This is a genomic window from Vibrio sp. 10N.286.52.F8, assembly GCF_041468745.1.
In the GTDB taxonomy this organism is placed as follows: domain Bacteria; phylum Pseudomonadota; class Gammaproteobacteria; order Enterobacterales; family Vibrionaceae; genus Vibrio; species Vibrio crassostreae_C.
Window position 1 is genome coordinate 170,025 of record NZ_JBFRJF010000025.1, and the last position, 9,970, is coordinate 179,994.

The 9,970-nt window shown below is 42.6% G+C and carries 9 protein-coding genes and 2 pseudogenes; 3 read left to right on the top strand and 8 right to left on the bottom strand.

Annotated features, from left to right (window positions below; translation table 11 throughout):
- Position 1: 1 nt before the first annotated feature.
- Positions 2 to 385 (bottom strand): VOC family protein, encoded by a 384-nt coding sequence (locus tag AB4133_RS13970; protein WP_017069423.1) that lies wholly within the window; start codon positions 383 to 385, stop codon positions 2 to 4.
- Entirely contained in the window at positions 385 to 1,317 is a 933-nt protein-coding gene (locus tag AB4133_RS13975; protein WP_065584581.1) for a LysR family transcriptional regulator, read from the bottom strand. The genes AB4133_RS13970 and AB4133_RS13975 overlap by 1 nt, the downstream gene beginning before the upstream one ends.
- 454 nt (positions 1,318 to 1,771) lie before the next feature.
- On the opposite strand from AB4133_RS13975, the gene AB4133_RS13980 reads away from it, so the two are divergent.
- Complete coding sequence (locus AB4133_RS13980) at positions 1,772 to 2,965, top strand: glycine C-acetyltransferase (protein WP_372224809.1); 1,194 nt, start codon at positions 1,772 to 1,774, stop codon at positions 2,963 to 2,965.
- 110 nt (positions 2,966 to 3,075) lie between these two features.
- Positions 3,076 to 4,107: an L-threonine 3-dehydrogenase gene (tdh, locus tag AB4133_RS13985; RefSeq protein WP_086775105.1), complete on the top strand. Its 1,032-nt coding sequence runs from the start codon at positions 3,076 to 3,078 to the stop codon at positions 4,105 to 4,107.
- Positions 4,108 to 4,218: 111 nt separating this feature from the next.
- Here tdh and AB4133_RS13990 read toward each other — a convergent pair whose 3' ends face one another.
- A complete protein-coding gene (locus AB4133_RS13990; RefSeq protein ID WP_372224811.1) occupies positions 4,219 to 5,034 on the bottom strand; it encodes a tyrosine-type recombinase/integrase in 816 nt (271 codons plus the stop codon).
- Between the two features lie 36 nt (positions 5,035 to 5,070).
- Here AB4133_RS13990 and AB4133_RS13995 point away from each other — a divergent pair.
- Positions 5,071 to 5,968: pseudogene (locus AB4133_RS13995) on the top strand (IS3 family transposase); the annotation flags it as partial.
- Between the two features lie 136 nt (positions 5,969 to 6,104).
- Here the strand turns inward: AB4133_RS13995 and AB4133_RS14000 are convergent.
- The 5 genes and pseudogenes from AB4133_RS14000 to AB4133_RS14020 form a co-directional block, all read right to left on the bottom strand.
- Complete coding sequence (locus tag AB4133_RS14000; protein ID WP_004735670.1) at positions 6,105 to 6,335, bottom strand: hypothetical protein; 231 nt, start codon at positions 6,333 to 6,335, stop codon at positions 6,105 to 6,107.
- The gene (gspS2, locus tag AB4133_RS14005) at positions 6,336 to 6,665 is read right to left on the bottom strand and encodes a type II secretion system pilot lipoprotein GspS-beta (RefSeq protein WP_372224813.1); all 330 of its coding nucleotides are present in this window, start codon (positions 6,663 to 6,665) and stop codon (positions 6,336 to 6,338) included.
- Positions 6,658 to 7,794, bottom strand: coding sequence for an alanine/ornithine racemase family PLP-dependent enzyme (locus tag AB4133_RS14010; protein WP_372224815.1), 1,137 nt, complete (start codon positions 7,792 to 7,794; stop codon positions 6,658 to 6,660). Before AB4133_RS14010 ends, gspS2 begins: the two co-directional genes overlap by 8 nt.
- A complete protein-coding gene (locus AB4133_RS14015) occupies positions 7,791 to 8,993 on the bottom strand; it encodes a DUF1611 domain-containing protein (RefSeq protein WP_372224816.1) in 1,203 nt (400 codons plus the stop codon). Before AB4133_RS14015 ends, AB4133_RS14010 begins: the two co-directional genes overlap by 4 nt.
- 164 nt (positions 8,994 to 9,157) lie before the next feature.
- Positions 9,158 to 9,865, bottom strand: a pseudogene (locus AB4133_RS14020) (IS5 family transposase); the annotation flags it as partial.
- Between the last annotated feature and the right edge of the window lie 105 nt (positions 9,866 to 9,970).

Genomic DNA, 9,970 nt, shown 5'->3' on the forward strand with positions numbered 1-9,970 from the left:
TCTAGATTTCATAAAGCTCTAACGGAAGCCCGTCAGGATCGGCAAAAAAAGTAAATGCTTTACCTGTAAATTCATCAATTCGGATCTGTTCGACTTCGATTCTTTGTTCTTCCAAATAGCTTTTGATTTGTTGAACGTCATCAACACAAAAAGCTAAGTGTCTTAGCCCTTGAGCTTCAGGAAAGCTAGGCCTTTCTGGCGCGTTAGGGAAGCTGAATAGTTCTATTTGAGCACCATTAGGTAGCGCTAAATCAAGTTTGTACGACTGGCGAGCCTCACGATAGTTTTCGGCAATTATCTCAAGTTTCAAAATCTCAGTGTAAAAGTGTTTCGACGCGTCGTAGTTTGAACAGATTATGGCCGCGTGGTGTATTCCTTTCAGCATCAGTTTATTTCTCCTGCCAACTTGTCACCTAAGTGCTTCATGGCGTAATCAATGAATACACGCAGTCGTGCGGGCATATACTTGGTTTGAGCAAATTGCATCGCGATAGCACCATGGTAGTTACTCTTGATGGTCCAATCTTCCAACACTTGTACCACGGAGCCTTCAGCCAACGCATCTTGAATCACGAAGTCATGGAAAATACCTACACCTAGACCTTCTTTCACACCTTTTAGTCGCATTTGCGAATGGTTAACTGCGTAACGCCCACTGACGGGTACCGTGTGAAATTCATCATCTTTAAGAAAATCCCAAATGTGATCTTTGTCTGTCTCTGCAAGATACAAACAGTCGTGTTCAGACAGCTCGGTAGGGTGGTGAGGAATCCCCTTGGCATCTAAATAGTCAGGGCTTGCACACAACACGAGGTTTGTTTTTCCTAACTCTTTCAATACTAAGCTTTCGTCGGGCTTATCAGTCAGGCGGAAAGCAATGTCGATGCCTTGACGTAAAATATCGATGTCGCCGTCAGCCGCTCTCAATTTAAGTTGGATTTCTGGATACTGATTTAAGAATGGAACAACGAAAGGCTGCAATACCGAATTCAAGAAGGCTTCAGGCGCCGCTACCGTTATCGAGCCTGCAGGTTCGGTATGGTCGGAGGTAGACAGTTCAACGGCTTGTTGCGCTGCGTTGATCATCACCACACTCTGATCATAAACCAATTGACCCGCTTGCGTAATGATAAGGGTACGAGTGGTACGCTCAAACAGTTTCACCGATAGCGCTTTTTCCAAGCGGGTGATGAGCTTACTCAAGGCTGACGGTGTCACGCCTAACTGTTTTGCTGCAGCCGTAAAACTACCTTCGTTAACCACCAAAATGAACGAGGCGAGGTCCGGAAGCAGGGCGATGAGTTTTGGGTTAATCATAAGTATCCAATAGGCTAGTTTCAACGATGAACTTAATGGTAATTGTGAGCGATTTACTTTGATTTGTGAATCAATTTCATTAATTGATTGACGTGATTGCTCTGATAGGTTGTTGTGTTTGAAGCTCATCTGTATAGCGGCGTTGCTGCTGCGCATTCTGAGATGAAAAATTGAGATTTGATATGAAAGCGAAATTAGACGGAAATTATAGCTAATTTGGCGTTTAAAAAAGCAGGTGAAGGGCGTTAATGTGCCCTATGTCACTGGGATGAACTATTATTAGTGCCTGTGATTCATTAATGTTTTTCCAACTAAAGGGATAATCGGAACGGGGATGTTCAACTAGAATATAGGCATAAGTTTTACAGTGTAAATGATCGTGTTGAGATCGTTTACATCCCTACATAAAGCGGCGCGCGATGCTGCTAAATTATAACTAGGAAGGAATGAGACAATGTCTTCTGCATTTTACCAACAGATTCAAACTCAAATCGAAGAAGTTAAAGAAGAAGGTCTTTACAAGTCTGAGCGCATTATTACTTCTGCACAAAAAGCAGCGGTTTCTATCTCGACTGGTGAAGAAGTACTAAACTTCTGTGCAAACAACTACTTAGGTCTTGCTAACCACCCAGCTCTTATCGAAGCAGCTAAAGATGGTATGGATCAGCACGGTTTTGGTATGGCTTCAGTACGTTTCATCTGTGGTACTCAAGATTCTCACAAAGAACTAGAGCAAAAGCTTTCTACGTTCCTAGGTAAAGAAGACACTATCCTTTACACATCTTGTTTTGATGCAAACGCTGGTTTGTTCGAAACAATTCTAGGTAAAGAAGACGCAATCATCTCTGACGCACTAAACCACGCATCTATCATCGATGGCGTTCGTCTGTGTAAAGCAATGCGTTTCCGTTACTCGAACAACAACATGGAAGAGCTAGAGCAGCAACTTATCGCTGCTAAAGAAGCTGGCGCTCGTCACACACTAATCGTAACTGACGGTGTGTTCTCAATGGACGGCGTAGTGGCTAACCTTCCTGCTATCTGTGACCTTGCAGACAAGTACGATGCACTAGTAATGGTTGATGACTCTCACGCAGTGGGCTTCATGGGCGAAAACGGAGCGGGTACTCACGAGTTCCACAACGTTGTAGACCGTATCGATATCATCACTGGTACTCTTGGTAAAGCAATGGGTGGCGCTTCAGGCGGTTACACTTCTGGTAAGAAAGAAGTGATCGACTGGCTACGTCAGCGTTCTCGTCCATACCTATTCTCTAACTCTGTTGCTCCTGCAATCGTATCTGCGTCTATCCGCGTTCTAGATCTTCTTGCGGAATCTGGCGACCTACGTACTCAACTATGGGAAAACTCTGCTCACTTCCGTACTCGCATGGAAGACGCTGGTTTCACTATGGGTGGTGCTGACCACGCTATCATCCCAATCATGCTTGGTGATGCAAAAGTAGCGGCTGAATTCGCAGAGCGCGCTCTAGAGAAAGGCATCTACGTTGTAGGTTTCTCATTCCCTGTAGTACCAAAAGGTCAAGCTCGTATCCGTACGCAAATGTCTGCAGCACACTCTCGTGAGCAACTAGATCGCGCAATCGATGCGTTCATCCAAGTTGGTAAAGACATGGGTATCATCTAATTTTAAAGGGGTGCCACGAGCATCCTTTAATTAGATAGAACAACACCCAGTAGAACATATAGATTTTTGATTCTCGCCTTACAGTTAGGCGAGATGAACTAGGTAACATTATGAAAATTAAAGCACTTTCTAAGCTAAAGCCTGAAGAAGGCATTTGGATGACCGAGGTTGAAAAACCTGAAATGGGTCATAATGATCTTCTTATTCGTATTAAGAAAACCGCAATTTGTGGTACTGACGTACATATCTACAACTGGGATGAGTGGTCACAAAACACAATCCCAGTACCTATGGTAGTAGGTCACGAATACGTGGGTGAAGTTGTTGGCATTGGCCAAGAAGTTCGTGGTTTTGAAATCGGCGACCGTGTATCTGGCGAAGGTCACATCACATGTGGTCACTGTCGTAACTGTCGTGGCGGCCGTACTCACCTTTGTCGTAACACAACAGGTGTTGGTGTTAACCGCACTGGTGCGTTCTCTGAGTTCCTTGTGATTCCTGCGTTCAACGCATTTAAGATCCCTGCAGAAATCTCTGACGATCTAGCTTCAATCTTTGACCCGTTTGGTAACGCAGTACACACAGCACTTTCTTTCGACCTAGTTGGCGAAGACGTGCTAATTACTGGTGCTGGCCCAATCGGTATCATGGCTGCAGCTGTTGCTAAGCACGTTGGTGCTCGTCACGTTGTAATCACTGATGTAAACGAGTACCGCCTAGATCTTGCTAAGAAAATGGGTGTGACTCGCGCAGTAAACGTGATGGAAGAGAAGCTTGAAGACGTAATGTCTGATCTTGGCATGACTGAAGGCTTCGATGTAGGCCTAGAAATGTCTGGTAACCCATCTGCGTTCAACAGCATGCTGACTAACATGAACCACGGCGGTAAGATCTCTCTACTAGGTATTCCACCATCAGACATGGCAGTAGACTGGAACCAAGTCATCTTTAAAGGCTTGGTTATCAAAGGTATCTACGGTCGTGAGATGTTCGAAACTTGGTACAAGATGGCTTCACTAATCCAATCAGGCCTAGATCTAACACCAATCATTACTCACCACTACAAAGTGGACGACTTCCAAAAAGGCTTCGACGCTATGCGTAGCGGGCTTTCAGGAAAGGTTATCCTTGATTGGGAATAGTCTAAATTAGGCTCTCATTAGCAAAAGGCGACAGGTTAAATTGTCGCCTTTTTTACGTCTAAAACCGCTAAATAACGCTCGATTACAGTGGCTGTCGCCATTTTGTCGCCATTAATTTTCTAAAGGATTGAGGTGAACTGCCTGCATCAAATGCTCGGGAGCAAAGTGAGAATACGCCATTGTCTGCTCAATTTTTGTGTGACCTAGAATCCGCTGTAACACCAAAATATCCCCTTTATTCATCATAAAGTGCGAAGCAAATGTATGCCGTAGAACATGCGTTGCTTGCCCACTTGGAGCATGATTAGGTAAAGCCCTTTTAATGTAGCGCCAGGCATCCTTATAAGTAGTGTCAAAAATCTTATGGTCGTTCACTGCGATATCTAAGATCTCATGATACAAAGCAGGTGAGATGGGCACACTTCGATTTCTCTTACCTTTTGTCTCGGTGTAAGTTAGCTTGAATTCAGCTACTTGTGAACGGGTAAGAGTGAGAGCTTCACTTATACGAGCACCGGTGGCTAAGCAAATCTTAGAGATTACAATGAGCTGTGGAATCGAGACTGTAATTACGCGGTTGAAATTCTTCAGGTTAAATAGGAACTCTTCAATTTGTGGCTTGGTTAGATATGCCAGGTTCTTCTCGCTAGTTTTGATTGTATCGATAGCTTCAATCGGGTTGGGGTATTTCCATTGATTGTACTTGATTAGTTTCTTGAACATTCCCTTTAGATAAATCAATTCCATGTTATGTGTTGTTGGTGAAATCTCAACAGATTTATTTTTGCCACGGTAAGGTATTCGTGTTGCACGATAGTCCAAGTAGTCTCGTTCTTTAAGGTGGTAGGCAATCGGGTTACCTAATCCTTCAATTGTTTTGGCTATCAGATCCCGAGCTTGCTGATCCGCACCAGTAGTTTTGGACACTGAGTTAAGTGAGTACAATCACTAATGAGGTGAACCATAACAAGCAAGAAGAAACGTATTATCCATTCTCCTGAATTTAAAGCCGAAACCCTGAAGTTGGCAGAGAAAGTGGGAGTCGCTACAGCTGCAAGACAGCTCTCGTTACATGAATCTCAGATCTATGGTTGGCGAAAAGCCACAAAGAAGAATTCTAATATTAGCCAACGAGAACAAGAATTGGCCGTTGAAGTCGCTAAGCTAAAAAGGCAGTTGGCAGAGCAAGCAGAAGAGCTAGACATCGTAAAAAAGGCCGCCACCTACTTCGCGAAAAATCTAAAGTAAATTGCTATGAATTTATGCTCGAACACCTGCTGAGTTTCAGTATTTCCCGTATGGCTAAGGTGTTCAGAGTTTCTTGAAGTGAGTTTTATTATTGGGTTGAGAACCGCCACAAGGCGATTCAACGTGAGACAGAGCGCCAAAAGCTTGATACCAAGGTAAAAGAAGCCTTTGACGTTAGCAAAGAATGAGATGGCTCAGACGTATTCAGAAAGAACTGGCAGAGAGCGGTGATAACCATAATGTTAAGACCATTGCCGCCAGTATGAAACGTCAGGATTTAGTAGCGAAAGCAGCACGCAAGTTTAAGTGTACAACGGACAGTAAGCATAAAATGCCCGTTGCTCCGAACTTGCTCGCTCAAGATTTTAACGCAACGGCTCCGAATCAAAAATGGGCAGGAGACATTACTTATGTTGCCACAAGCGAAGGCTGGCTGTATTTAGCTGTCATTATTGACCTATATTCAAGGCAAGTAATTGGTTGGTCTATGGATACGAGAATGACGGCCTCACTGGTCTGTGATGCCTTATCGATGGCTTTATTCCGTCGAGGATTCCCTGAGCAGGTTATAACTCATAGCGATCGAGGTAGTCAGTACTGCTCGAAAGACTATTTCAATTGCCATTACGCTGAAAGTTGTTACCCATTCACCGCTACACTTGATTATTTTCAATACGTTAAGTGCAAATACTACTAATCTGTCCAAGGTTTAGAGGACCTTGAACAGATTAGGTATACACAAGCTTAAATTAAACGTTGGAACGCGCGTTTTTCTTCTTTGATTTATAGGCTTTCATTGAAATTTTTAAAGCAAGCTGTTTTTGTTTAATTGAAATGAGTTGTCTAGTTACGACCTTATGGTGTAACTCTGTGATAAAGTTTTTTTCCCAAGGCGTAAGGCGGTCAAACCTCAATAAAATAGTGTCATTGAGTACATTGAACAACTCGTATTGGCTTTTATCCATTCGACTGCTAAGCATTCAATTAGAGCACTTAGCTAGAGAAATGACGTTAAGGCTTTCTACTTTCTCATTTTTTCCTAAGGTAATGATTCGATAAGAGATCCCACTCTCTAATAGTGGTCTTATTTCGATGTTGTCACAAAAACTAACGGCGACTTTTTTTACTAAGCTGTCCATATTCAAAGTTTTCTTTTTTACGAAAACAAGAGTGACACTATTGCCCTCTGACTGAGCATTTACGAGTGTGATTGAGCCTAACTCTTGTGGCAGTTGGCTTGAGATAACCGTCGCTCTATAATCGGCAAGCCCATTAGATTTTATTGGGCTTATCTGACAACCGTTAAGCATGACACTGACGAAGAAAATTACTGTTGTTCATAGCATTATGCGCTCCTTCTTCCTTTTTTCTCCCTTTAGGTGCCTTAAAATATTTATGGATATAACGTGAAGACATAGAAGATAAGAGCGCACTGTAATCTAAACTGAATGTAACTTTTTCCCCTACAAATAGTGGTTTCTGTGAGGATTCAAGGACAAGGTGATCACTGGTTGAAGACATGATCTTAATCCCATTCGGAGCCTTAAGCCCGCTGACACAAACATCTTGGCGGCCTAATGCTAGAATAGCTTGTGAGACCTCCCCTCTATCTTGAAGGTTTTCTTTTTCACCAAAAGCATTTAACCCCCGACTCCCCCAAGGCAAAGTCGGTTTAGTCTTGGATTCAATCACTTCAGCGGTCAAAGAAACCGCATCCGTATGTAAGCCTTTGATATTTTCGTGCTCTAAAGGCTCACAGCCTAAAAAAATTGCTTCTCCTATACGAAGGTGATTGACTCGAGTTAAGCCTGTTCTCTGAAGAGCCCAGTTAACTGAAGCAGAATTACCCCCTGAAATAATTTCTAGATTGATCCCAAATGTAGCTTCAATTCCATCGGCAAGATCAGAAAGAATATTCATATTTTTATCATCTGGAGCGACACCATACCGACAAGCTAAATTCGTACCAATTCCTTTTATCGTGATGTTTGGTAAAGAAATAATCTCACGGATAAAATCAATAACGCGATTAGGCATCACACCTTCTCTGAGATCGCCAAGCTCAACCATAATAATAATATCGTGACGACAATTTTGTTGTTCCGCTGCATGTGAAAGCCTCTGAATCACTTCAACTTCAGAGTTTAAACTCATATCACTGTATTTTATTATGCTCGCCACTTGACTGAGCATGGGTGTACGTATCAGCATTTTGGGGATAGAAATGCCAGATTCAGTCATCTTTTGAAGATTTTCGATTCTTGAATCGGCTAACATTGGTGCGCCAGCATCAATAAGAACTTGTGCGATGATAGGGTGACCGAGGAAGGCTTTTGTTACAGGCGTAACGGATATATTTTTCAGTGAGAGCTGAGTAATCAGGAATTGAGCGTTATGGTGAACTTTCCCACAATCGATGTCTAACCTAGGGTAGTTCACCCTTTTTCGGCCAGTTTACTTTCTATTTTAGGGAAAGCTGACGTTACGATGTGCAACAGATGTTCGACAGGTTGTGACAAGACATCAGTAACAGGTAGACCAAATTCGGTAGTGTAACTGTCTATCACACTGCGTGTTTCATCCAACGACATATCTTCATGATTCAGTGTTAGTCCAATAACATTGGTATTAGAAAACGTTTCGATAAGATTGATTTCTGAGGCAATCGAAGGCATTGGGCAATCAGGAAAATCACTACGATATAAACGTTTAGGGGCATGTTGCAGTATCACACCCGTTGGACAGCTGCCACGTAAGATAAAAGCGCTGGTTGAAAACGCAGGGTGACTCAAGGCTCCTTGCCCTTCAATAATAATCAGATCCGGATTTTCTTTTTCATAGGCCTGTACAATGACAGATTCCAACTCACCGGCACAAAATTGTGAAGGAACAGCATCGAGTGCAACGCAGTATTGTGCGCCCTGCATAATGCCTGTTTGACCAGTGGCAATCAGAACGACGTTAAGGCCTTTTTTAGTCAGTTCATTCGCCAATATTGTTGCTGTTGTTCGTTTTCCTAGCGCGCAATCCGTCCCCATTACAGCAATTCTCGGGCATTTAACGTTGTGTATTTTCCCGCTAAACGTTTTCAGTTCGCCTTTATTTTTGGGTTTGCGAGTATCGAATATTCGAACGTTATTCTTTAAGCTGGCTTCTAAAAATAGAGGATCATCGGTTAGGAATTCATGTAAGCCATTTACGATGTTCATTCCTAGTGACATGGCATTTAAAATGATGCTTTTATCTAAGTCAGATAAAAAGCCACTTGATGGCGCAATGCCAAAAATGAAGTAATCAGGAATGCTTTCTGCGTGAATGATAGCTTCTTCAGCATTAGCAAGGATAGGTATTCCATTGGCTTTGTTATCAAGAACTTCACCAGCATCTAAGCCAGCAGACTCACTATCAATAACTGATAGAATACGATAGCTTAACGAATGTCTCACTAATCCATTAGCGGTTTTACCATCAATTTTACCAAAATTACCTTCGCAATATATAATCGCAGAAGGGATGACTGGTTTTACTTTCTGAGCAAGTGGTAACCAAGGAGCTATATGGGGGACGTTGTTGGTATCTACATTTTCAATTCTAGAGAGTCTGAATATATTTCTTAACTTTTCGGTTGAGATGGACATAATTAAAGCCTGCAGTATGGCTTAGGAGGGCGACTAAGGAGTGCCGAGTTGCGAGTTCGGAAAAGAAAAGAAGTCCCTACTAAGCGGTAGGGATAACAACCAAGGTAACACACTCACCAGACTTTTGTTGGTTATTATTAATACGCTTTCTGAGTCTATTACTTTCAGACTTCGCCCACTTGAGCGTTGTAATTTCTCAAACTCAATTTACCGCTTGTTAATCCCTTGTATCGAGACATTGCGGTCTCAGATATTGAGCGATAGTGATAACCAGACTCTGTTTTCCACTCCGATATTGTCCCATTTTTCAGAGCCGTTACTGCTTCGTTTCTGGGATGACCATCCTCCCAATGTACTGCATTCTTTCGAGGTGGTATCAACGGAGTACAGCCTTTATTTTTCAGGGTCTCATGACAACTTTTTGTGTCATATGCTCCATAGGTAGATTCGGTATGAACCTTTCTGCGTAAAGGGTTGAGTAATGTTGGTAGCACTTCACTATAGCCAACATTTACAAGGCTGACTTCCGCACTAATCGCTTCGTGAGTATCCACATCTACAGCTAAGTGCAGCTTACGCCATGTTCTTCGTTTTTCTGCACCATGCTTTTTTACTTTCCACTCACCTTCACCAAAGACTTTGAGGCCTGTCGAATCAATGGCTATATGGTGAATAGCCCCTCTAGAACTATTGCGATATTTGACCTGAACCGTCTTCGAGCGTTTACTAATACATGTGTAGCCAGGAGAGGTCAGCGGAACATCCATTAGCTCAAAGATAGAGTTGATAAAACCTTGAAGAGCACGTAATGGCAGAGAGAATATCCCCTTAATCATCAGGGCAGTTTCAATCGCTGTATCAGAGTACTGGAACTTAACTCAGTGTCCAAAACTTCTGGCACGGATCACTATGAATCCTAACCAAGGCCATTGGAACATTACTTTTTATTGTCCCATTGAACGGCTTTGTTTCCTAAT